23 protein-coding genes are annotated in these 20,810 nt (G+C 73.7%); 6 read left to right on the top strand and 17 right to left on the bottom strand.

From position 1 onward, the window contains the following. Positions 1-27: 27 nt before the first annotated feature. From trpB to TBIS_RS07215, 8 genes are all read right to left on the bottom strand, one after another. Positions 28-1,233, bottom strand: a complete 1,206-nt coding sequence (gene trpB, locus TBIS_RS07250) for a tryptophan synthase subunit beta (RefSeq protein ID WP_206207451.1) — start codon at positions 1,231-1,233, stop codon at positions 28-30. A gap of 121 nt (positions 1,234-1,354) precedes the next feature. Further along, positions 1,355-2,179, bottom strand: coding sequence for an indole-3-glycerol phosphate synthase TrpC (gene trpC / locus TBIS_RS07245; protein ID WP_013131701.1), 825 nt, complete (start codon positions 2,177-2,179; stop codon positions 1,355-1,357). A 142-nt stretch (positions 2,180-2,321) separates the two neighbouring features. After that, on the bottom strand, positions 2,322-2,744 hold the full coding sequence (locus TBIS_RS07240; protein ID WP_041432049.1) for a DUF2752 domain-containing protein: 423 nt from the start codon (positions 2,742-2,744) through the stop codon (positions 2,322-2,324). A gap of 135 nt (positions 2,745-2,879) precedes the next feature. Continuing rightward, on the bottom strand, positions 2,880-3,242 hold the full coding sequence (locus TBIS_RS07235; RefSeq protein WP_013131699.1) for a DUF4190 domain-containing protein: 363 nt from the start codon (positions 3,240-3,242) through the stop codon (positions 2,880-2,882). A gap of 165 nt (positions 3,243-3,407) precedes the next feature. After that, entirely contained in the window at positions 3,408-4,064 is a 657-nt protein-coding gene (locus tag TBIS_RS07230; RefSeq protein ID WP_013131698.1) for a Trp biosynthesis-associated membrane protein, read from the bottom strand. Further along, the gene (gene hisI / locus TBIS_RS07225; protein WP_041432046.1) at positions 4,061-4,411 is read right to left on the bottom strand and encodes a phosphoribosyl-AMP cyclohydrolase; all 351 of its coding nucleotides are present in this window, start codon (positions 4,409-4,411) and stop codon (positions 4,061-4,063) included. The genes TBIS_RS07230 and hisI overlap by 4 nt, the downstream gene beginning before the upstream one ends. Before the next feature lie 80 nt (positions 4,412-4,491). After that, the gene (locus tag TBIS_RS07220; RefSeq protein WP_013131696.1) at positions 4,492-6,321 is read right to left on the bottom strand and encodes an ABC transporter ATP-binding protein; all 1,830 of its coding nucleotides are present in this window, start codon (positions 6,319-6,321) and stop codon (positions 4,492-4,494) included. Beyond that, positions 6,318-8,117 (bottom strand): ABC transporter ATP-binding protein, encoded by a 1,800-nt coding sequence (locus tag TBIS_RS07215; protein ID WP_041432045.1) that lies wholly within the window; start codon positions 8,115-8,117, stop codon positions 6,318-6,320. The genes TBIS_RS07220 and TBIS_RS07215 overlap by 4 nt, the downstream gene beginning before the upstream one ends. Positions 8,118-8,340: 223 nt before the next feature. Here TBIS_RS07215 and TBIS_RS07210 point away from each other — a divergent pair, with 223 nt between their 5' ends. The 3 genes from TBIS_RS07210 (at position 8,341) to TBIS_RS19415 (ending at position 9,590) form a co-directional block, all read left to right on the top strand. Then, positions 8,341-8,976, top strand: coding sequence for a TIGR03085 family metal-binding protein (locus tag TBIS_RS07210; RefSeq protein ID WP_013131694.1), 636 nt, complete (start codon positions 8,341-8,343; stop codon positions 8,974-8,976). 83 nt (positions 8,977-9,059) lie between these two features. Continuing rightward, positions 9,060-9,224 carry a hypothetical protein gene (locus TBIS_RS19420; protein WP_013131693.1) on the top strand — a complete coding sequence of 55 codons (165 nt, stop codon included), beginning with the start codon at positions 9,060-9,062 and terminating at the stop codon, positions 9,222-9,224. 204 nt (positions 9,225-9,428) lie between these two features. Next, positions 9,429-9,590, top strand: coding sequence for a hypothetical protein (locus TBIS_RS19415; RefSeq protein WP_013131692.1), 162 nt, complete (start codon positions 9,429-9,431; stop codon positions 9,588-9,590). A 683-nt stretch (positions 9,591-10,273) separates the two neighbouring features. Here TBIS_RS19415 and hisF read toward each other — a convergent pair. The 8 genes from hisF to TBIS_RS07170 all read right to left on the bottom strand — a co-directional run bounded on the left by hisF (position 10,274) and on the right by TBIS_RS07170 (position 16,906). Then, positions 10,274-11,044, bottom strand: coding sequence for an imidazole glycerol phosphate synthase subunit HisF (gene hisF, locus TBIS_RS07205; RefSeq protein ID WP_013131691.1), 771 nt, complete (start codon positions 11,042-11,044; stop codon positions 10,274-10,276). After that, the gene (locus TBIS_RS07200) at positions 11,041-11,448 is read right to left on the bottom strand and encodes a RidA family protein (RefSeq protein ID WP_013131690.1); all 408 of its coding nucleotides are present in this window, start codon (positions 11,446-11,448) and stop codon (positions 11,041-11,043) included. The genes hisF and TBIS_RS07200 overlap by 4 nt, the downstream gene beginning before the upstream one ends. Further along, entirely contained in the window at positions 11,445-12,170 is a 726-nt protein-coding gene (gene priA / locus TBIS_RS07195) for a bifunctional 1-(5-phosphoribosyl)-5-((5-phosphoribosylamino)methylideneamino)imidazole-4-carboxamide isomerase/phosphoribosylanthranilate isomerase PriA (protein ID WP_013131689.1), read from the bottom strand. The genes TBIS_RS07200 and priA overlap by 4 nt, the downstream gene beginning before the upstream one ends. A 139-nt stretch (positions 12,171-12,309) precedes the next feature. Then, positions 12,310-12,948 carry an imidazole glycerol phosphate synthase subunit HisH gene (gene hisH / locus TBIS_RS07190; protein ID WP_013131688.1) on the bottom strand — a complete coding sequence of 213 codons (639 nt, stop codon included), beginning with the start codon at positions 12,946-12,948 and terminating at the stop codon, positions 12,310-12,312. A gap of 108 nt (positions 12,949-13,056) precedes the next feature. Then, entirely contained in the window at positions 13,057-13,692 is a 636-nt protein-coding gene (hisB, locus tag TBIS_RS07185; protein ID WP_013131687.1) for an imidazoleglycerol-phosphate dehydratase HisB, read from the bottom strand. Beyond that, positions 13,689-14,777, bottom strand: a complete 1,089-nt coding sequence (locus TBIS_RS07180) for a histidinol-phosphate transaminase (protein ID WP_013131686.1) — start codon at positions 14,775-14,777, stop codon at positions 13,689-13,691. Before TBIS_RS07180 ends, hisB begins: the two co-directional genes overlap by 4 nt. 68 nt (positions 14,778-14,845) lie before the next feature. After that, on the bottom strand, positions 14,846-16,165 hold the full coding sequence (hisD, locus tag TBIS_RS07175; protein ID WP_050760643.1) for a histidinol dehydrogenase: 1,320 nt from the start codon (positions 16,163-16,165) through the stop codon (positions 14,846-14,848). A 36-nt stretch (positions 16,166-16,201) separates the two neighbouring features. Then, positions 16,202-16,906 (bottom strand): hypothetical protein, encoded by a 705-nt coding sequence (locus TBIS_RS07170; RefSeq protein WP_013131684.1) that lies wholly within the window; start codon positions 16,904-16,906, stop codon positions 16,202-16,204. Between the two features lie 220 nt (positions 16,907-17,126). Between TBIS_RS07170 and TBIS_RS07165 the strand changes: the two genes are divergently transcribed. The 3 genes from TBIS_RS07165 to TBIS_RS07155 all read left to right on the top strand — a co-directional run bounded on the left by TBIS_RS07165 (position 17,127) and on the right by TBIS_RS07155 (position 20,125). Then, the gene (locus TBIS_RS07165; protein ID WP_013131683.1) at positions 17,127-18,113 is read left to right on the top strand and encodes an adenosine deaminase; all 987 of its coding nucleotides are present in this window, start codon (positions 17,127-17,129) and stop codon (positions 18,111-18,113) included. A 27-nt stretch (positions 18,114-18,140) separates the two neighbouring features. Then, entirely contained in the window at positions 18,141-18,617 is a 477-nt protein-coding gene (gene ybaK / locus TBIS_RS07160) for a Cys-tRNA(Pro) deacylase (RefSeq protein ID WP_041431312.1), read from the top strand. 107 nt (positions 18,618-18,724) lie between these two features. Continuing rightward, a complete protein-coding gene (locus TBIS_RS07155; RefSeq protein ID WP_013131681.1) occupies positions 18,725-20,125 on the top strand; it encodes an amidase in 1,401 nt (466 codons plus the stop codon). Between the two features lie 68 nt (positions 20,126-20,193). Here TBIS_RS07155 and TBIS_RS07150 read toward each other — a convergent pair whose 3' ends face one another. Continuing rightward, complete coding sequence (locus TBIS_RS07150; protein WP_148231472.1) at positions 20,194-20,712, bottom strand: hypothetical protein; 519 nt, start codon at positions 20,710-20,712, stop codon at positions 20,194-20,196. Positions 20,713-20,810: the final 98 nt, after the last annotated feature.

The following is a 20,810-nucleotide window of genomic DNA, read 5'->3' as shown; positions in this document are numbered from 1 at the left end:
GCCCTATCGAGTGCCGGTGGAGCTGGCTCAGAGGTTGAAGTACTTCATCGCGGTGCCCATGTCCTTGTCACCGCGGCCGGAGAGGTTCACCAGGATGGTCGCCTCCGGGCCGAGCTCGCGGCCGAGCCGCAGCGCGCCGGCGAGGGCGTGCGCCGACTCCAGGGCCGGGATGATGCCCTCGGTCCGGGCGAGCAGGGCGAAGGCCTCCATCGCCTCGTCATCGGTGACGCCGTGGTAGGTGGCGCGGCCGGTCTCCTTCAGCCAGGCGTGCTCGGGGCCGACCCCCGGGTAGTCGAGGCCGGCCGAGATCGAGTGCGACGGGAGCGTCTGGCCCTCGTCGTCCTGCAGCACGTAGGTGCGGGCGCCGTGGAGCACGCCGACGCTCCCCTTGGTCAGGGTGAGCGCGTGCTCGTCCGTGTCCGCGCCGCGGCCGGCCGCCTCGAAGCCGTGGAGGCGCACCCCCTCGTCGTCGAGGAAGGCGTGGAAGATGCCGATCGCGTTGGACCCGCCGCCGACCGCGGCCGCGACCGCGTCGGGCAGCCGACCGGTGAGCTCGAGGACCTGCCGCCGCGCCTCCACCCCGATGATCCGGGCGAAGTCGCGGACGATCTCCGGGAAGGGGTGCGGCCCGGCGACCGTGCCGAACACGTAGTGCGTGTGGTCGACGTTGGTGACCCAGTCGCGGAACGCCTCGTTGATCGCGTCCTTGAGGGTCTGGCTGCCGGTCGTCACGGGCACGACGGTCGCGCCGAGCAGCTTCATCCGCGCGACGTTGAGCGCCTGGCGCTCGCAGTCGACGGCGCCCATGTAGATGGTGCACTCCAGCCCCATGAGCGCCGCGGCCGTCGCGGTGGCGACGCCGTGCTGGCCCGCTCCGGTCTCCGCGATCACCCGGGTCTTGCCGAGCCGCTTGGTGAGCAGGGCCTGGCCGAGCACGTTGTTGATCTTGTGGGCGCCGGTGTGGGTGAGGTCCTCGCGCTTGAGCAGGATGCGCGCGCCGCCCGCGTGCCGGGCGAACCGCGGCACCTCGGTGATCGGGGTGGGCCGCCCGGCGTACGTGCGGAGCAGGTGGTCGAGCTCGGCGACGAACGCCGGGTCGTTCCGCGCCTTCTCGTACTCGGCCGCCACCTGGTCGAGGGCCGGGATCAGTGCCTCAGGCACGTACCTGCCCCCGAACACGCCGAACTTGCCGCGGGCGTCCGGGTCGTCACCGCGGACGCCGTGACCGACCAGATCGGCGGGGGTGAGCAGGCTGCCTTCCGTCGCGGTCACATGGCCTCCTTGCCTGAATCCTCACACCTGGATGCGCCGGCCGTCGCGACCGCCCGCGGCTGGGCACGCCCCGGCCTCACGCTCAAAGCTGCCTGTCGTGCCCGCTGTCCTGGCGGGTGGCCGGGTGGGCGCCGGCGGTGACCAGGTCGTGGACGGCCGCCTTGGGGTTCCCGCCCGTGACCAGGCTCTCGCCGACCAGCACGGCGTCGGCCCCCGCCCGCGCGTAGGCGAGCAGGTCGTGCGGGCCGCGCACGCCGGACTCGGCGACCTTGATCACCCCGTCGGGGATCTTGGGCGCGAGCTCGGCGAACACCTCGCGCTTCACCTCGAGGGTCTTGAGGTTCCGCGCGTTCACACCGATGATCTTGGCTCCCGCGTCGATCGCCCGGTTGAGCTCCTCTTCGGTGTGCACCTCGACCAGCGGGGCGAGCCCGATCGACTCGGCCCGCTCGATCAGCGAGACCAGCGCCGGCTGGTCGAGCACCGCCACGATGAGCAGGGCGAGGTCGGCGCCGTAGGCGCGGGCCTCCCAGAGCTGGTAGGAGGTGAAGATGAAGTCCTTGCGGAGCACGGGGACCTCGACCCGGGCGCGCACGGCGGCGAGGTCGGCGAGCGTGCCGCCGAACCTGCGGCGCTCGGTCAGCACGCTGATCGCGTGGGCGCCGCCCGCCTCGTACTCGGCGGCGAGGGCGGCCGGGTCGGGGATCGGGGCGAGCTGGCCCCGCGACGGGCTCGACCGCTTGACCTCGGCGATCACCGAGACCCGGTCGCCGCCGAGCGCCGCGTAGGCGTCCTTGGGATCAGGGGCGCGGAGCGCCCGGCGCTTCAGCTCGTCGAGCGGTACCTGCCGCTGCCGTTCCTCGAGATCCTCACGCACCCCCCGCATGATCTCGTCGAGAACACTCACGCGCCCTCCTCGCCCGTGGGTCGGCGTCGGCGCGGAATACCTGTCCGCTCGCTCACCGGTGAGATCCCTCCGGTCGGCTGTCTCGCTGTTCTGCCCTGCGATGGTATCGGCCGGTCGTCCACCGTTCGGTCACCGGGTCACGTCACGGGGCAAGGAAACGCCCAACGAATGTGTTGCGCGCCACCCAGAACACGAGCACGACGGCCACGGCTGCGAGGACGAGGATGGGGTGCGCGAACGGCTCTCGCGCGGGTCGCCCTCGCCATGATCGTAACGTCCAGCGGGCCCATATGCCGAGCACGACGGGCGCGCCCGCCACGACGAGCGGGTTCATGTCGAGGGCGCCCGCCAGGTCCCCGTGCGCGAGGTCGTGTACGGCCCGCAGGCCGCCGCACGCCGGGCAGTACCACCCGGTGAGCAGGAAGAACGGGCAGAGCGGGAGGCGCCCGGCCCGGTGCGGGTCCACCGCCGCGACGCAGGCGACCGCGATCGCGGCGCACGCCCCGGTCCCGAGCGGGAGGAGCATCCGGCGGGCCCGCCCGCCGCCTCGCCCGGCCGTCCGCATGCCGTTCAGCCTAGACCGGCGGGGCACGGTCACGAGCCGGCCGGCCGGGTCCGCGCCGCGCGGCACCAGGCCCTCGGGGGCACGGCGCCGCGGCCGCGGCGTGCCGGACCGGTCCGGGCGCGCCGGAGGGCGACGTCAGAGGTAGCCGGCCGTCCCGCGCATCACGGAGATCCCGAGGGCGGCCACGCCGGCCGCCGCCCACACGGCGATCCCGGCGTAGCACAGCACCAGCCCCGCGATCGCGATCCGGCGGTCGCCGGAGCGCCGGTCATCCCTGCCGCGGGCGACGTGGCCGACGATCAGGCCGAGGATCGACGGGAAGCCGAAGAGGAACAGGCCGAGCACGCCGAGCAGCAGTGCCGCGACCGCCATGCCGCGGGTGTCCGTGGCGCCGCCGTCCAGGCCCTGGGACGGATCCGCCTCGGCGGCGTGCACCGGGTTCGGGGCGCCGCCCGCCAGCGTGGGGTACCGGACACCCGGCGGGGTCGTTCCGCTCATCGCTGCCCCCTGGGAGTGTGAGATGAGGCCGCAGCACAGCGGGATCGCACCCGGACCCCGGGCGAAACCCGCCCATGCGGATGATCGTGACTCTACCGGCAGGCCGCCCAAGGGTGATCAATCGGGGGTTGCAGATTCACTGAAATTTCATGACTCACTCGAGCCTCAGGGCTGCCCGGCGGTGGGGTCCTCGCCCCGGTCGATGGCGTCCCAGAGATTCCGGCCGCCGCTCCCCGCCCGGCCGCCCCGGGTCCGCCGCGCGTCCGGCCGGTCGAACCGGCTCGACAGCCCCGGCCAGCGCCCGCCCAGGACGATCGCGGCCACCCCGGCGGCGAAGAGGACGACCCCGCCCGCCACGGCGGCGATCGGCCATCCCGATGCCACGCTCACCTCCGGCGGCGCCCCGCCGAACGCCACCGCGGCCGTGACGTGCTCCCTGGCCACGGACGCGGCGTTCTCCACCCGGACGCCGTTGCGGCAGGCGGCGGCGATGGCGATCCCGCACAACGCGAGCACGGCGGCGACCGCCTTCCGCGCGATCCCCCGCGCGGCGAACACCGCGACCGCGGCGGCGAGCGCGGCGAGCACGGCGGCGGTGAGCGACGCGGCGAGGTCGGCCCCGGTGAGCGCGACCTGGACCGGGCGCGGGCCGGCCGAGGGGAAGGCCACCGTGGCCCAGGTACGGCCGGCCGCGAACAGGACGAGCCCGGCTCCGGCGGCGCAGCACACGAGCCAGATCAGCGGCGCCCGCCTCGCCGCGCGCGCGGTGGTGCCGGCGCCCTCGCCGCGGGCGGGGGAACGTGACGTTCCGCCGATGGTCATGACGGGCCGTTCGCCTGGAGCACGTCCGCGTCGAAGCAGGTGCGGTCCCCGGTGTGGCACGCGGCCCCGACCTGATCGACCTTGAGCAGGATGGTGTCGCCGTCGCAGTCGAGCGCCACCTGCTTGACGAGCTGGATGTTCCCGGACGTGGCGCCCTTCACCCAGTACTCGCGCCGGCTGCGCGACCAGTAGGTGGCCCGTCCCGTGGTGAGCGTGCGGTGCAGCGCCTCGTCGTCCATCCAGGCGAGCATCAGCACCTCGCCGGTGTCGTACTGCTGCACGATCGCGGGCACCAGGCCGTCCGGCGTGCGCTTCAGCCGTGCGGCGATCTCAGGGTCCAGGGGCATGTGGTAATTCTGCCGCAGCCCGCGCCCGGGCCGTCCGGCGGTCACCGGGAAGCGCGGCGGAGCGGCCGCCCGCCCGTGCGTCACGTGCCCACGGCCGACGCCCAGGAGGCGTACAGCCCGGCGTAGACGCCGCCCGCGGCGAGGAGCTCGGCGTGCGGGCCGCGCTCCACGATCCGCCCGTTCTGGAAGACGAGGACCTCGTCGGCCGCCTCGGCCGTGGAGAGCCGGTGGGCGATCGACACGGCCGTCCGGCCGCGGACTACCCCCTCGAGCGCCCGGGCGAGCCGTACCTCGGTGGCCGGGTCGACGGCCGAGGTCGCCTCGTCGAGCAGGAGCAGGTCCGGGTCGGCGAGGTAGGCCCGGGCGATCGCGACGAGCTGCCGCTCCCCCGCGGAGAGCGACTCGCCGCGCTGCCCGACCGGGGTGTCCAGCCCGGCGGGCAGGCTCGCCGCCCAGTCCGCGATGCCGAGCTCCTCCAGGGCGCGCTCGATCTCCTCCCGGGTGGCGTCGAGCCGCCCGAGCCGGATGTTGTCCGCCAGCGACCCGTCGAACAGGAACCCCTCCTGCGGGACCATGACGATCCGCCGCCGCAGCGAGGAGAACGCGACCCGGCGCAGGTCCACGCCGTTGACGAGGATCCGCCCCGAGGTGGGGTCCATGAGCCGGGTGAGCAGCTTGGCGAAGGTCGACTTGCCCGACCCGGTCTCCCCCACGATCGCCACCCGGCTGCCCGGGCGGATCTCCTCGGAGATGTCGTGGAGCACGGGCGGCCCGCCCGGGTAGGCGAAGCAGACGTTCTCGAACCGCACGGAGATCGGGCCGCGCGGCAGCGTCACGCCGTCCTCCGGATCGGCCACCGTGCGCGGGGTGTCGAGCACGTCCAGCACCCGGCGCCACCCGGCGACCGCGTTCTGCGCCTCGTTGAGGATCTCGGTGGCGGTCTGCAGCGGGCTGATGAACAGCGTGATCAGGAAGAGGAAGGCGATGAGCCGCCCCGCGGTGATCGTCCCGTCCACGCCGAGCCGCACGCCCGCGACCACGACCAGGGCGACCGCCACCGAGGCGACCAGCTCGGTGAGGGGGAAGGTGAGCCCGACGAGCTTCTGGGCCCGGGTCTGCGCGGTCCGCATCGCGTCCACGGCCCGGTCGATGCGCTCGGCGATCCGGTCCTCCACGCCGTAGGCGCGGACCACGGCGCCGCCGACCACGGTCTCGCTCACCGCGGCGAGCACGTCCCCGGCGCGTTCGCGCACCCGCACGTACGCGCGCGAGATCATGCGCTGGATCCGCGGCAGGGCCACCGTGAGCGGCACGAAGCACGCCCACACGAGCACGGTGAGCTGCCAGGAGTAGACCGCCATGAGCGCGGTGGCGACGACGAGCTGGCCCGCGGAGACGATGATCATCAGCCCGCCCCACTGCATGAACGCGCTGATCTGGTCGACGTCCCCGGTGACCCGGGAGACCAGCGCCCCGCGCCGCTCACTGCTCTGGGTGAGCATCGACAGGTCGTGCACGTGCCGGAACGCCTTGCCGCGCAAGGTCGCCAGGCCCTGCTCCGTGGACCGGTAGAGCCGGACGTTCATCAGGTAGCCGCACAGCGCGGTGCCGAGCACGGCGAGCGCGCAGAGCGCGACCGCGTTCCGGATGAACGCCACATCGGGCACGGGCGAGCGGAGGCCCTCGTCGATCACCTGCTGCACGGCGACCGGCACGATGATCTTCCCGGCCGTGGCGAGCACGGCGAGCGCGAGGGTGAGCGGCAGCCCGCGCCGGAACTCCGGCGACAGCCGCAGCCCCTCTCTGATCGTCTGCAGTGCCGAGCGGTCGGCCGCCCGGAGCCCGGGGGCCTTGTCCTCCGTCCTGCCGAGGTCACCGCGTCCCAACCGGCGCCCCGTCGCAGCGGTCACGCCATCGCCTCCTCACCGGTGCTCTCCAGATCGGTGCCGCGGCCGAACGCGGCCCGCTCGGCCTCCTCGCGCGCGTACGCGGTGACCAGGTCGCGGTAGCCCGGGCAGCCCGCGAGCAGCTCCTCGTGGGTGCCCTGGGCGACGACCTTGCCCTGCTCCAGGTAGACCACCTCGTCGGCGAGGGCGATCGTCGCCATCCGGTAGGCGACCACGATCACCGTCGAGTCCGGCGTCCCCTCGCGCAGCCCGTGGAGGATGCGCTGCTCGACCTGCGGGTCCACGCTCGAGGTGGCGTCGTCGAGGATGAGCAGCCGCGGCCGGCGCACCAGGGCGCGGGCCAAGGCGATCCGCTGCCGCTGGCCGCCGGAGAGCGTCGCGCCGCGCTCCCGGACCCGGGTGTCCAGCCCACCGGGCAGGGCGGCGACGAACTCATCGGCCTGGGCGAGCCGGAGCGCCGCCCAGACCTCGTCGTCCGGTATGGGCAGGCCGAGGGTGATGTTGCCCCGCACGGTGTCGTCGAAGAGGAACGCCTGCTGGGGGACGAGCGCGGCCGCCGCGCTCAGCTCGCCCTTGGCGAGCTCGCGCAGGTCGATTCCGTCGATCCGGATCGCCCCGCCGTCGGGGTCGATGAGCCGGACCAGAAGCTGGGTGAGGGTGGACTTGCCGGACCCGGTCGGGCCCACGATCGCCACCGTGCGGCCCGGCTCGACCCGGAAGCAGACGTCCTTGAGCACGGGCGCGCCCGGTTCGTAGCCGTAGCTCACGTGCTCGATCTCGACCCGGGCGGGGCCGCGGCCGGCGAGCCTGGCCGTGCCGTACTCCATCGACCCGGTGGCGTCGAGCACGTCCCGCATGCGCGACCACCCGGCCACGCTCCGCGGGAGCTCGGCGAGCACCCAGCCGAGCGCCCGGATGGGGAAGGCGAGCAGGGTGAACAGGTAGGCGACCTGGACCAGCTCACCGGCCTGCAGCCCGCCCGACTCCAGCCGGATGGAGCCGACGAGGAGCACGGCGAGCACCCCCAGCGTGGGCAGCGCCTCGAGCAGCGGGTCGAACAGCCCGCGGATCCGGCCGACGGCGATGTTCGCGTCCCGCAGCTCGGCCGCCCGCTCCCGGAACCGGGCGGTCTCCGCCTCCTCCAGGCCCAGCGTCTTGATCACGAGCGCCCCGTCGAAGCTCTCGTGCGCGACCTCGCTCACCTCGGCCCGGAGCTGCTGTGCGCGCATGGCCAGCGGCGAGAGCCGGCGCTGGTAGTCGAGGTTGAGCAGGGCGATGGCCGGGAAGATCAAGAAGCCGACCACCGCCAGCACCGGGTCGGCCACCACGATCGCCACGGCCGCGGTGACCAGCATCAGGATCACTCCGAGGGCCATCGGCAGCGGGGCGAGCGGGGCCCAGGCGGCCTCGACGTCGGAGTGGGCGATGGAGAGCAGCCGCCCGGTCGGGTGCCGGTGGTGCCAGGCGAGCGGCAGCCGCAGGTACTGCCGGGTGACGTCGCGCCGGGAGTGCGCCTGCATCCGGTACTGGGTGATCCCGGCGAGGATCCGCCTGCCCATCACCCCGAGCGCCTTGAGCACCGCCACCCCGACGATGAACAGGGCCGCGGCCGCGACGGCGCCGCCCTCCACCCGCCCCTCCCGGAACGCGGGCAGCACGGCGTGCTCGGTCGCCCAGCCGAGCGCCCAGGACGAGCCGACCGTCATCGTCCCGTAGAGCGCGCTCGCCAGGACCGATGCGGTGAAGACGCGCGGCTCCGTCCTGATCGCCACCGCGATGACCTTGAGCCCACGGAGCATGACGGAATCGCCGACGCCCTCTCGGCGCTCCTCCTTCAGCACGCGGCGGCATCCTCTCTGCGGGTGCGGGTTACGGACGAAACAGAAGGGACGTTACCCGCCCGCCCGGACTGGTGAATCCATGGGTGCGCCGCGTGCGCCGCGGGCGAACGGGCAATGCCGCGAACCCCGGCACGGCGCGCACTTCCCCGCGATTCACGCGGCAGCGGGCTAAGCTGGCCGCGTGACCTACGCCACACAGGAACGAGCCGCGCTCTGCGACCTGCTCGACGAGACGGGACCGGACGCCCCGACCCTCTGCGCGGGGTGGACCACCGGCGATCTCGCCGCCCACCTCGTGCTGCGCGAGCGGCGTCTCGACGCGGCCGCCGGCATCGCGCTGCCGTTCCTCGCCGGGTACACCGCGTCGGTGCAGCGGCGGATCAAGGCGGCCACCCCCTACCCCGAGCTCGTCCGCGCGATCAGGAACGGGCCGCCGCGGTGGACACCGTACGGCCTGATCCCCGGCCTGGACGGCCTGGTCAACACCGTCGAGCTCTTCGTGCACCACGAGGACGTCCGCCGGGCCCGACCCGGCTGGGAGCCGCGCGCGCTGCCCGCGGGCTTCCAGGACGTGCTGTGGAAGCGGCTCGGGATGGCCGCCCCGCTCTTCCTGCGCCGGTCCCCGGTCGGGGTCGTGCTCCGCCGGATCGGCGGCGGGCAGACGGTCGTGCGGAAGCCCGGGCCCACGGTGGTGGTGACCGGGGAGCCGTCCGAGCTCACCATGTTCGTCTTCGGGCGCCAGAAGCACGCGAGGGTCGAATGCGCCGGTGACCCCGGGGCGGTGGCCCGGCTCCGCGAGGCCCGCCTCGGCGCATGACCCGGGAATCTCGCCCGATGAACGGGAAGACCACGCTTCCCTGACCCGCGATCCCCCAGCGTTGCGAGATTGGCGGAACCCCCATGACGTGGAAAAAGTTCTTGGCCTATCTGGCGGTCGCCTTCGTGATCTTCTACCTGTTCACCCAGCCGGCGAATGCCGCGGCGGCGGTGCGCGGCCTGTTCGGCGGGTTCACGGTGGGCGCGGAGCGGCTCTCCGTGTTTCTCAGCTCGCTGTTATCCCGGTGAGGCCTTGACGGCGATCTCCCTGCGGCCGTGACGGCGCCGCGTGATCCCGGCGATGCCTGGCGTGCCGACGTTTTGCCTGGTGAGAGGCCTGATACGCCTCGCCGGCCCACGGGCACCCGGTAGCGCCTACTCGCCCCCCAGGAAGTTATGATCATTTCCAGGGGCGGGTAAAAACGCCGGAAAGTGACCGCAGGAGGCCAGCAGATGAAGCTCAAGAAGGTCCTCACTTACCTCGGCATCGCCTTCCTAATCTTCTACCTGTACAGCCAGCCGACGGCCGCGGCGAGCGCCGTGCGCGGAGTATTCGACACCGTGAACACGGGGGCCACCAGGTTAGCGACCTTCTTCACCACGGTGCTGAGCTGAATCCTGACGGCGAGCCGCCGGGGAGCGGTTGCAGCGACCGCCGGTGAACGTGCTCGGGGGACGTGTCACAGGCCGATCGGCTCCTGCGGCTCCGGTGAGCGTCACGGCGTCGCGGCGGATCGCCGGGGCACCGCCCCGGACGTCCGCACCGCCCAGTTGATCACCCCGGGATCGGCCCGGCGGGCTCGTGGAGCCCGCGGTTCCCGGCCCCGGTCCGCCACTCCTCACCGCGCCGAGGGCGGCAGGCCCGATCGGCCTCTCCGCCCCCGCGGCGAGGAGCGCCCCCACCCGTGGGTGCCCGGATGATCACCCATGGTGACTCACCGGTGTCCGGCTCCCTCGCCCCGGTCGCTTTCCTCTCGCGCCGCGATGCCGGCCCCGCGCGGCCCCACGGGTGTGCCATGCGCCGCTCCGCCCGGGTGCGGCCGCTGGTCGTGACGAGAGGTGCCGGTCGTTCGCGCCATGCGGAAGACGCCGTCCGGCGTGCCTGCCATGCGCTCCGCGCCTTTACGTTGTAGATCACAAATTCCGGGGCCGGCGCCCCGCCCGCGCACGGCGAAGGCGGGTCGCGCCGCGCGAAGGCGCCCGTGGCGTACGGCACCGCCGGTGGCCGCCCGCGGACGGCCACCGGCGGCCCACGCCGGAACACGGGCGGGCGCCTCCCGGCCCCGGTGCCCGCGCGGTCAGCGCACCGGGTGGCCGGCGGCGCGCAGCGCCTCCTTCACCTCAGGGATCTTGAGCTGGCCGAAGTGGAAGACCGAGGCCGCCAGCACGGCGTTGGCGCCCGCCTCGATCGCGGGCGGGAAGTCCTCCAGCCGCCCCGCCCCGCCCGAGGCGATGATGGGCACGGTCACCGCGGCCCGGACCGCCCGGATCATCTCCAGGTCGTAGCCCGCCTGGGTGCCGTCCCCGTCCATGGAGTTCAGCAGGATCTCCCCGACGCCGAGCTCCTCGCCCCGCCGGGCCCACTCGACCAGGTCGATCCCGGTCCCGCGGCGGCCGCCGTGGGTGGTCACCTCGAACCCCGAGGGCGTCGGCGGGCCGTCCACCACCCGGCGGGCGTCGATGGAGAGCACGATGCACTGCGCCCCGAACCGGCGGGACGCCTCGGTGAGCAGCTCCGGCCGGGCGACCGCCGCCGTGTTGATCGCCACCTTGTCCGCGCCGGCGCGGAGCAGGCGGTCGACGTCCTCCACCGAGCGCACTCCCCCGCCCACGGTGAGCGGGATGAAGACCTCCTCGGCGGTGCGGCGCACCACGTCGACCATGGTCTCCCGCCCGGCCGCCGACGCGGTGATGTCGAGGAAGGTCAGCTCATCGGCGCCCTCGGCGTTGTACCGCCGGGCGAGCTCCACCGGGTCACCGGCGTCCCTGAGGTTCTCGAAGTTGACGCCCTTGACCACCCGCCCGGCGTCCACGTCGAGGCACGGGATGACCCGTACGGCGACCGTCATTGCCTCCACTCCCCGCGATACGCCTCGACCTCGACCTCGACCAGCATCCGGGAATCGATCAGCCCGGCGACCTGGACGCTCGTGCACGCGGGCCGTACCGAGCCGAAGAAGTCGCCGTGCGCCCGGCCCACCTTGTCGAAGTCCTCCGGGTTCACGATGTAGAGCCGGGTGCGGACCACGTCGTCGATGGACGTGCCCGCCTTCTCCACCGCGTCGAGGGCGATGGAGAGCGCGGTGATCGTCTGCTGGTACGCGTCCCCGACGTGCTGAACCTCGCCGTCCACCATCGCCGTGCACCCGGAGACCAGCACGTGGGGCCCGGCGATCACGGCGCGGGCGTAACCGTATCGATCCTCCCATGGGCCGCCGGAGGAGATGCGGCCGGGCGGCGTGCCCTTGGTCATGCGCCTCTCACCACCGCGAGGGCCTCCTGAATCGTGAACGCGTTCGCATAGAGCGCCTTGCCGACGATGACCCCCTCCAGCCCGTCGGGCTCGAGCTCGCGCAGGGCGCGCAGGTCGTCGAGCGAGGAGACCCCACCGCTCGCGATCACCGGCCGCTCGGTCCGCGCGCAGACCTGGCGGAGCAGGTCGACGTTGGGCCCCCGCATCGTGCCGTCCTTGGTCACGTCGGTGACCACGTACCTCGGGCAGCCCTGCGACTCCAGCCGGTCGAGCACCTCCCACAGGTCGCCGCCCTCCTTGGTCCAGCCGCGGGCGGCGAGGGTGGTGCCCCGGACGTCGAGCCCCACCGCGATGCGGTCGCCGTACTCGGCGATCACCTTGGCGCACCAGTCCGGGTTCTCCAGGGCGGCGGTGCCGATGTTCACCCGGCGGCAGCCCGTGGCGAGCGCCGCCTTGAGCGACTCGTCGTCGCGGATCCCGCCGGACAGCTCGACGTTGATGTCGAGCTTGCCGACCACTTCGGCGAGCAGCTCGCGGTTGCTCCCCCTGCCGAAGGCCGCGTCGAGGTCGACCAGGTGGATCCACTCGGCGCCCGCCTCCTGCCAGGCGAGCGCCGCCGCGAGCGGGTCACCGTACGAGGTCTCCGTCCCGGCCTCGCCTTGCACGAGGCGGACGGCCTGGCCATTGGCGACGTCCACGGCCGGCAGCAATACGAGGGACATGTGCTCACGACCTCCGGTCAGAGTGGATGAAGCGCTCGGGATCGGGGTGGGGCCGGGGCTGCGACGGGCGGGTGACGATCGGTACGGCACCGGGGCCGCTGCGCTGCTCCGCTGGGCTCCCTCATCACCTGTTTCCCGATCACAGTGTGCCCAACCAGTTGGCCAGCAGGGCGGCTCCGGCGTCGCCGGACTTCTCCGGGTGGAACTGGGTGGCCATGAGCGGGCCGTTCTCCACGGCCGCCACGAAGGGCACCCCGTGCTCCGCCCAGGTCACCACGGGCTGCTGGAAACCGGACCCGGCCTCCAGCCGCCACTCGCGCACGCCGTAGGAGTGGACGAAGTAGAACCGCGTGTCCGCGGGGATGCCGCGGAAGAGCACGCTCTCCTCGGGGGCGCGCACCGTGTTCCACCCCATGTGGGGCAGGACCGGGGCGTCGAGCCTTTCGACCACGCCCGGCCACTCGCCGCAGCCCTTGGTGCGGATGCCGTGCTCGACCCCCTCCTCGAAGAGGATCTGCATGCCCACGCAGATGCCGAGCACCGGACGCCCGCCGGCGAGCCGGCGGCCGATGATCTGGTCGCCGCGGACCCGCTTGAGCCCTTCCATGCACGCGGAGAACGCCCCCACGCCGGGGACGACCAGGCCGTCCGCCTCCACCGCCGCGTCGAAATCCGAGGTGACCTCCACCTCGGCACCGGCCCGGGCGATCGCGCGCTCGGCCGAGCGCAGGTTGCCGGAGCCGTAGTCGAGAATGACCACCCGCTTCGCTAGCGCCACCTCATCATCCCCGTGTCGAAGGCCGCCGCCGCTGCCGGCCGGCGGTCACCCTGTGCCCGGGCCGGTCCGGAGCGGGCCGGCCGGGGCAGGCCGTCGGGCCGCACGCCATCAGAGCACGCCCTTGGTGCTCGGCACGCCGACCGCGCGCGGGTCCGGCTCGCACGCCTCCCGCAGCGCCCGGGCGAGCGCCTTGAACTGCGCCTCCACGATGTGGTGGGCGTTGCGGCCGTAGGGCACGTGCATGTGCAGGCAGATCGCGGCCTGGGCCACGAACGACTCGAGGATGTGCCGGGTCATCGTCGTGTCGTAGTCCGGCCCGATCATCGGCGCCATGCCCTCGGGCTCGCGGTGGACCAGGTACGGCCGGCCGGACAGGTCCACGGTGGCCTGGGCGAGCGTCTCGTCGAGCGGGCAGGCCGCGCTGCCGAACCGCCGGATGCCGGTCTTGTCGCCCAGGGCCTGGCGGAAGGCGGCGCCGAGCGCGAGCGACGTGTCCTCGATGGTGTGGTGCGAGTCGATGTGCAGGTCGCCCTCGGTCTTCACGGTCAGGTCGAAGAGCCCGTGCTTGCCGAGCTGCGCCAGCATGTGGTCGAAGAAGCCGACGCCGGTCGACACGTCGACGGTCCCGGTGCCGTCGAGGTCGATCTCCACCAGCACCGTCGTCTCCTTGGTGCGGCGTTCGACGCGGCCGCGCCGGCCACCGCCGGCGATGCCCTCCCCCGCGGCAGGGCGCGCACCACTCATCTGAGGACCCCTTCCAATACGGCTTCCAATGCGGCACGGAACGCCGCCATCTCCTCAGCCGTCCCGATCGTCACCCGGAGCCAGCCGTCCGGGCCGGTCTCCCTGATCAGCACGCCTCGTTCCAAAAGCGCCTCCCATACGGCGTGCCGATCCTGAAACTTACCGAATAGTACGAAGTTTGCGTCGGAATCGGCGACCTGAAGGCCGCGCTCCCGCAGCCAGGCCACCGTGGCGTCCCGCTCGGCGCGGAGCGCGTTCACCGTGCCGAGCAGCTCGTCCCGGTGGGCGAGCGCCACCCGCGCCGCCGCCTGGGTGAGCGACGACAGGTGGTACGGCAGGCGGACCAGCAGCAAGGCGTCGATCACCGCCGGGTCGGCGGCGAGGTAGCCCAGGCGGGTGCCGGCCATGGCGAACGCCTTCGACATGGTCCGCGTGACGATCAGGCGGGGGTTGCCCGGGAGCAGCGTGAGCGCCGACGGCGTCCCCTCCCGGGCGAACTCGGCGTACGCCTCGTCGACCACCACCATGCCGGGGGCGGCCTGGAGGATGCGCTCGACCACCTCGAGCGGCAGCGCGGTGCCGGTCGGGTTGTTCGGGGAGGTGAGGAAGACGACGTCGGGGCGGTGCTCCTCGATCGCCTTGACCGCGGCGTCCGGGTCGATGCCGAAGTCCTCCTCGCGGCTGCCCTTGATCCACCGGGTGCCGGTGACCCGCGCGATGATCGGGTGCATGGAGTAGGAGGGCTCGAACCCCATGGCCGACCGGCCCGGCCCGCCGAACACCTGCAGCACCTGCTGGATGATCTCGTTCGACCCGTTGGCGGCCCAGACCTGGCGGGCGGTGAGCCCGTGGCCGAGGTAGTCGGCGAGGTCCTTGCGCAGCTCGACCGCGTCCCGGTCCGGGTACCGGTTGAGCCGGGCCGCGGCCTTGCGCACCGCCTCGGCGAGGTCGTCGATCAGACCCGGCGGCGGCGGGTACGGGTTCTCGTTGGTGTTGAGCTGGACCGGCACGTCGAGCTGCGGGGCGCCGTACGGCTTCGCCCCGCGCAGGTCGTCCCGGATCGGCAGGTCGTCGATGGTGGTCACGGTCCTCTCTCTCCCCCGTGGTTCCGCCGGGCGTCCGGCTCCGTGCGCGCGGCCGTCATTGCGGCCGGTCACCCGTTCCGCCCGCCGGGGATGCTCCACCCGAACCGCGCGCGGATCGCCGCGCCGTGCGCCGGCAGGTCCTCGGCGTCGGCGAGCGTGCAGACGTACGGCGCCGCCTCGGCGAGCGCCTCGCGGGTGTAGTCCACGACGTGGATGCCCCGGAGGAAGGTCTGCACGGACAGGCCGGAGGAGTGGCACGCGCAGCCGCCCGTCGGCAGCACGTGGTTGGAGCCGGCGAGGTAGTCGCCGAGGGAGACCGGGGAGTACGGGCCGATGAAGATCGCACCGGCGTTGCGCACCCGGGCGGCGACCTCGTGGGCGTCGGCGGTCATGATCTCCAGGTGCTCGGCCGCGTACGCGTTGACCACGGCGAGCCCGTCCTCCAGGTCGGAGACGAGCACGATGCCCGACTGCCGCCCGGAGAGCGCCTCGGCGATCCGCTCCGAGTGCTTGGTGGCGGCGACCTGGACGGCGAGCTCGGCCTCGACCGCGTCGGCGAGCTCCTCGCTGTCCGTCACGAGCACGGCGGCGGCGATCACGTCGTGCTCGGCCTGGCTGATCAGGTCGGCGGCGACGTGCACCGGGTCGGCCGTGGCGTCCGCGAGGATGGCGATCTCGGTGGGCCCGGCCTCGGAGTCGATCCCGATCCGGCCCTTGAGCAGCCGCTTCGCCGCGGCCACCCAGATGTTGCCCGGGCCGGTGACCATGGTCACCGGGGCGCACTCCTCGGTGCCGTAGGCGAACATCGCGACGGCCTGCGCCCCGCCCACCGCGTAGACCTCCTCGACGCCGAGGAGCGCGCACGCGGCGAGGATCACCGGGTGGGGCAGGCCGCCGAAGTCCGGCTGGGCGGGCGAGGTCACGGCGAGCGAGGGGACCCCCGCCTCCTGCGCGGGGACCACGTTCATCACGACGCTCGAGGGGTAGACCGCCCGGCCGCCCGGCACGTAGAGGCCGACGCGGTCCACGGGCACCCAGCGCTCGGTGACCGTGCCGCCCGGCACGACCGTCGTGGTGATGTCCGTGCGCCGCTGGTCGCGGTGGACCTTGCGGGCCCGCCGGATCGACTCCTCGAGCGCGGCCTGGACCTTGGGGTCGAGCTCGGCGAGCGCCCGCTCCAGCGCGGCGGCCGGCACGCGGGTGGACTCCAGCTCGACACCGTCGAACCTCTTGGTCAGCTCCCGCACGGCCGCCACACCGCGGCGGCGGACGTCCTCGCAGATCGGCCGCACCCGCTCCACGGCGGCCTCGACGTCGAGTTCGGCGCGGGGCAGCACATCCCGCAGGTCGCCGGGGAGAGACCCACGCAGATCAATCCGGGAAATCACCATCCCAGTCTAAGAGGCCCGGACGGCGATTCCCGGTCACGGTGCGGCCCGCCCGGGCGGGCGGTCGCGGTCGCCACCGGGCGCGCGGCAGCCGGTGACCGGCGGGCGGGACGGCCGGGTCTCCGCGGGATCCGGCCCGGGCGCCGCAGCGGCCCCGGCACGCGGCCGGGCCGCGGTGACGAGCGGCAGGGCCCGGATGAGCAGCAGGGCGAAGCCGATCTGGAACGTGACCTCCCCGTGGAGCAGCAGCCCTTCGTCCTGGACGACGTAGACCGCGGCCACGATCCCGCCGCCGAGCTGGAAGAGGAGGCAGCCCACGGCGAGGGCGTCCCGGCGGGCCCACGCGACCAGCCACCAGCCGAGGAGAAGCTGCAGCAGGTACAGGGCGGCGCCGCACGCCCGGTGCACCCAGCCGATGACCGGGCCGAGCGTGTAGGGGGTGAACACGACCCCGGCCACCAGCACGGTGAACGCGTCGGCCAGGCGCCGCACCGGGCGCGGGGCGGGCGTGGCGGGCGCGGCGGAGCGCAGCGCCCGGCGGGTGAACAGCGCCGCGGTGAGCAGGGCCGCCGCGAGCCACGGGAACGTCTCCCGGTGGACGCCGTAGTAGCTCACCCCGTGGTTGACGCCGAGGCCCTCCGGCCGCAGCGCGACGCAGACCGCCAGCCCGCCGAGGAGGCCGAGCTGTCCCTTGACGACGTCACCGACCGGTCCCCTGATGATGTGGCCGACCGCGCGCATGGACCGCCCCGCCTCTCGGCGACTCCCGACGATCTCTTCCATCAGTGTCGCGTCGCGAGCGACGGATGGCTATAGATGGCTCAATAGCCGGAAATCTCCTCCAAAAGGTGGAGGCGGTGCGGGCGGGATGCCGGGCCGGGCGGCCCGCCGCGCCCCGCCGCCCGCGCCCCGCCGCGGCCGCGGCGGGCGTCCCCGGCCGGCGAGACGGGAGCACGAGGTCATGGACGCACGCGGCATTCCCAAGGCGGAGCTCCACGTGCACATCGAGGGCACGCTGGAGCCGGAGATGGCGTTCGCGCTCGCCCGGCGCAACGGCGTCACCCTGCCCTACGCCGGGGTCGAGGACCTCCGCGGCAGGTACGCCTACCGCGACCTGCAGTCGTTCCTCGACCTGTACTACGCGCTGATGGACGTGCTGCGCGAGGCGGAGGACTTCTACGACCTCGCCGCGGCCTACCTCGCCCGCGCCGCCGCCGACGGGGTGCGGCACGCCGAGATCTTCTTCGACCCGCAGGCCCACCTGCGGCGCGGCGTCCCGCTCGAGGCCGTGCTCGAGGGACTGGAGGGCGCGATCCGGGACGCGGAGGGCGTCAGCGCCTACCTCATCCCGTGCTTCCTGCGCGATCTCGGGCCGGAGGCGGCGATGGAGACCCTCACCCGGCTCCTCCCCCACGCCGGCCGCTTCGTGGCGGTCGGGCTGGACTCCGCCGAGGTGGGGTACCCGCCCCGGCTGTTCACCGACGTGTTCGCGCGGGCCCGGGCCGAGGGCCTGCGCGCGGTCGCGCACGCCGGCGAGGAAGGGCCGCCCGAGTACATCCGGGAGGCGCTCGACCTGCTGCGGGTGAGCCGGATCGACCACGGCGTGCGATGCCTGGAGGACCCCGAGCTGGTGGCGCGGCTCGCCGGCGAGGGGATCCCGCTCACCGTCTGCCCGCTGTCGAACGTCCGGCTCGCCGTGGTGCCCTCGCTCGCCGAGCACCCGCTGCCCCGCATGCTCGAGGCCGGGCTGATGGTGACCCTGCACTCCGACGACCCGGCCTACTTCGGCGGGTACGTCGGGGACGTGTACCGGCGGTCCGCCGAGACCTTCGGGTGGGACGAGGCGACCCTGCGCCGGCTCGGCGCGGACTCGCTGCGCGCCTCCTTCCTCCCCGCCGGCGAGCGGGACCGTCTGCTCGGGGAGATCCCGGGCGCGGCGGGCCACTAGGCTGCACCCGTGGGCAAGACCAGGAACATGGGCGCGACGCCGGCCACGGCCGCGCTGATCGAGGCGGGTGCGGACTTCACCCTCCACCCGTATGAGCACGACCCCAGGTCCCAGGCGTACGGCGAGGAGGCCGCGGACGCGCTCGGCGTGCCGTACGAGCGGATCTTCAAGACCCTGGTGGCCGAGACCGAGCGCGGGCTCGCCGTCGCCGTGGTCCCGGTGGCGGTGCGGCTCGACCTGAAGGCGTTCGCCACCGCGGTGCACTGCAAGCGGGCGGCGCTCGCCGACCCGGCCGAGGTGGAGCGGGTCACCGGGTACGTGGTGGGCGGGATCAGCCCGCTCGGGCAGCGCAAGCGCCTGCCGACCGTGGTCGACGAGTCGGCGCTCGACTTCGAGACCATCTACTTCTCCGCGGGCCGGCGCGGCCTGCAGATCGAGACCTCCCCGGCGACCCTGATCGAGCTGACCGGCGCCATCACCGCGCGGATCGGCAAAACCGGGTGACCGGCTCCGGCGATTCTTGCCATCGCGGCACGCCTCCCCGGTCGGCCAGACTCGTCAGGCGACGCAGCACGGCCAGACCTGCCATGTCTTGGGGGGGATCCGCACAAGTGAGCGAGCTGTACGACCTCACCGCCACCGAGATGTCCGAGCTGCTGCGCGCCGGGAAGGTGAGCGCGGTCGAGCTCACCGAGGCGTGCCTGCGCCGGATCGAGGAGGTCAACGGCCCGGTCAACGCGATCGTCACCGTGGTGGCCGACCACGCGCTGGAGCAGGCCCGCCAGGCCGACGCCGACCTGGCGCAGGGGCGGATCCGCGGCCCCCTGCACGGGATCCCGGTCGCGCACAAGGACCTCGCCGACACCGCGGGGATCCGCACCACGTACGGCTCGCGCGTGTTCGCCGACCACGTCCCCGAGGCCGACGACCCGATGGTGCGGCGGATCAAGGCGGCCGGCGGCATCACGATCGGCAAGACCAACACCCCCGAGTTCGGCACCGGCTCCCACACGGTGAACGAGGTATTCGGGGCGACCCGCAACCCGTACGACCTGTCGAAGAGCGCCGGGGGCAGCAGCGGCGGGGCCGCGGCCGCGCTCGCCTGCCGCATGGTGCCGCTCGCGGACGGTTCGGACATGGGCGGCTCGCTCCGCAACCCCGCCTCGTTCTGCAACGTCACCGGGCTGCGGCCCACCCCCGGCCGGGTGCCGTCGCGCTCGGCGACCGCCGCCTGGTTCACCCTCTCCGTGCCCGGTCCGATGGCGCGCACGGTCGCCGACCTCGCGCTGTTCATGTCGGCGATGGCCGGGTTCGACCCGGTCTCGCCGTACTCGATCAAGGAGGATCCCGCGGTCTTCGCCGCCCCGCTCGAGCGGGACTTCACCGGGGCGCGCATCGCGTTCAGCCCCGACCTCGGCGGGCTGCCGGTCGACCCGGAGACCGCGCGGGTGACCGCGGAGGCGGTCTCCGTGCTCACCGGGCTGGGCGCCACGGTCGAGCAGGTGGACCTCGACCTGTCCGACGCGGAGGACGCCTTCCGCATCTACCGCGGGTGGTTCTACGCCCTCAACTACGGGGACCTCGATGGCGTCGGCCCGAACGTGGCGTGGAACGTGGAGCAGGGCAAGAAGGTCACCGCGGCGGACCTCGCCCGGGCGGAGCGGCTGCGCACCGGGCTCTACCACCGGATGCGCGAGTTCTTCGGCCGCTACGACTTCCTGATCGCCCCGGTGAGCCAGGTGCCGCCGTTCCCGGTCGACCACCCGTACGTCACCGAGATCAACGGGCAGCCCATGCCGGACTACCTGGCCTGGATGCGGTCCTGCTACTGGATCAGCGTGCTCCACGCGCCGGCGATGTCGGTGCCCTGCGGGTTCACCGCCGACGGGCTGCCGGTGGGGGTGCAGATCGTGGGCCGGCCGTGGGACGACTTCGGGGTGCTCCAGCTCGGCCACGCGTTCGAGCAGGCGACCGGGCACTGGCGCCGGGCGCCGGAGCCGGCCGGGCGGTGACGGCGGCCGGGCCTCGGCGGCCTCTCCCGATCAGGCCTCGGTGACCTGGCCTTGGTCACCTCTCCGGGTCAGGTCTCGATGGCCTCTCCGGGCGGCGGGTAGGCGGTCTCCCCGGGCGGCGGGTACCCGATGACGAACTCGATCGCGCCGAAGACCACGGTGGCGAAGAGCGGCCAGGCCACCAGCACCCCGGGCGCGGTCACATCGAGCGAGCTGATCATGGTGATCCCCTCGTCCGCTGCCCGGGCCGTCTCCGCGGCCGCGCCGCCCACGAGGAGCGCGACGTACGCCGCGGCGCACCCGCCGGCGACGAGGCCGAGCAGCGCGCCCACCGGGGCGCGGCGCCCGACCGCGTAGGCGGCGGCCCCGGTGAGCAGGCCGAACGCGGCCGTGATCACCGCGAACCAGCCGTCCGCCTCGATGAGCGCCTGGGTCTCGGGATCGGCGAGCCGCGGGCCCGCCTCCGTGACCACGTACTGCGCGGCCGGGGCGATCGCCGACCACAGCAGGCCCGCCACCGCGCCGAGCGGAACGAGGGCGAGCGCGATCACACCCGCTTTCACCAGGTTGATCCGCAGTCGCCGCACCGTCCTAATGGTATCCGCGCCACCCGGATCGGCGGCCCCGCCCGGAGCGCCCGGCGGTGCGCCGGGTCCCCGGCCGGATCGGTCCGCGGGTGCCGGCG

This window comes from Thermobispora bispora DSM 43833 (assembly GCF_000092645.1).
Taxonomy (GTDB): Bacteria; Actinomycetota; Actinomycetes; order Streptosporangiales; family Streptosporangiaceae; genus Thermobispora; species Thermobispora bispora.
This window is presented reverse-complemented; position numbering and strand designations above follow the sequence as displayed.

What these genes read in the sequence shown, in the direction of transcription:
- TBIS_RS07240 (WP_041432049.1), bottom strand. Translation starts at nt 2,744, where the DNA reads ATGCGGACGGCCGGGCGAGGCGGCGGGCGGGCCCGCCGGATGCTCCTC.
- TBIS_RS07235 (WP_013131699.1), bottom strand. Translation starts at nt 3,242, where the DNA reads ATGAGCGGAACGACCCCGCCGGGTGTCCGGTACCCCACGCTGGCGGGC.
- TBIS_RS07230 (WP_013131698.1), bottom strand. Translation starts at nt 4,064, where the DNA reads ATGACCATCGGCGGAACGTCACGTTCCCCCGCCCGCGGCGAGGGCGCC.
- hisI (WP_041432046.1), bottom strand. Translation starts at nt 4,411, where the DNA reads ATGCCCCTGGACCCTGAGATCGCCGCACGGCTGAAGCGCACGCCGGAC.
- TBIS_RS07215 (WP_041432045.1), bottom strand. Translation starts at nt 8,117, where the DNA reads ATGCTCCGTGGGCTCAAGGTCATCGCGGTGGCGATCAGGACGGAGCCG.
- TBIS_RS19420 (WP_013131693.1), top strand. Translation starts at nt 9,060, where the DNA reads ATGACGTGGAAAAAGTTCTTGGCCTATCTGGCGGTCGCCTTCGTGATC.
- TBIS_RS19415 (WP_013131692.1), top strand. Translation starts at nt 9,429, where the DNA reads ATGAAGCTCAAGAAGGTCCTCACTTACCTCGGCATCGCCTTCCTAATC.
- hisF (WP_013131691.1), bottom strand. Translation starts at nt 11,044, where the DNA reads ATGACGGTCGCCGTACGGGTCATCCCGTGCCTCGACGTGGACGCCGGG.
- TBIS_RS07200 (WP_013131690.1), bottom strand. Translation starts at nt 11,448, where the DNA reads ATGACCAAGGGCACGCCGCCCGGCCGCATCTCCTCCGGCGGCCCATGG.
- priA (WP_013131689.1), bottom strand. Translation starts at nt 12,170, where the DNA reads ATGTCCCTCGTATTGCTGCCGGCCGTGGACGTCGCCAATGGCCAGGCC.
- hisB (WP_013131687.1), bottom strand. Translation starts at nt 13,692, where the DNA reads ATGAGTGGTGCGCGCCCTGCCGCGGGGGAGGGCATCGCCGGCGGTGGC.
- TBIS_RS07170 (WP_013131684.1), bottom strand. Translation starts at nt 16,906, where the DNA reads ATGCGCGCGGTCGGCCACATCATCAGGGGACCGGTCGGTGACGTCGTC.
- TBIS_RS07165 (WP_013131683.1), top strand. Translation starts at nt 17,127, where the DNA reads ATGGACGCACGCGGCATTCCCAAGGCGGAGCTCCACGTGCACATCGAG.
- ybaK (WP_041431312.1), top strand. Translation starts at nt 18,141, where the DNA reads ATGGGCGCGACGCCGGCCACGGCCGCGCTGATCGAGGCGGGTGCGGAC.